This is a genomic window from Pseudomonas persica (genome assembly GCF_900291015.1).
In the GTDB taxonomy this organism is placed as follows: domain Bacteria; phylum Pseudomonadota; class Gammaproteobacteria; order Pseudomonadales; family Pseudomonadaceae; genus Aquipseudomonas.
Genome location: NZ_OLKL01000085.1, coordinates 1 through 313, shown reverse-complemented (window position 1 = coordinate 313; position 313 = coordinate 1). Strand labels below are relative to the sequence as shown.

Sequence of the window (313 nt, the reverse complement as noted above, 5' to 3'; positions counted from 1 at the left end):
ATCGAGAACCAGTTGAAGATTGCCCGTGACCACGGCAACAACGAACAGGCCGCAGGGCTTGAAGAGGCACTGCGAGGGGTCGATAACTGCACCGACGCCGGCCTGCGCAAGGAACGTGAGCAGAAGGTGCTCGACGCCCGTCACGAAGTGGCGCAGCGGGAAAAGGACTTGAAGAAAGCCGAGAAGAAAGGCGATTCGGAGAAGATCAACAAGCGCAAGGACAAGCTGGCCGAGTCGCGCAAGGAACTACAGGAAGCGGTGGAGGATCTGGATCGCTGAGGCTCCGACCGGGCAAACGCGATCATTGTAGGAG

1 protein-coding gene is annotated in these 313 nt (G+C 59.1%); it reads left to right on the top strand.

Annotated elements, in window-relative coordinates; translation table 11 throughout:
• Positions 1–279: DUF1090 domain-containing protein (locus tag FQ664_RS25795; RefSeq protein WP_144175835.1), on the top strand; the 279-nt coding region annotated here is incomplete at its 5' end.
• Between the last annotated feature and the right edge of the window lie 34 nt (positions 280–313).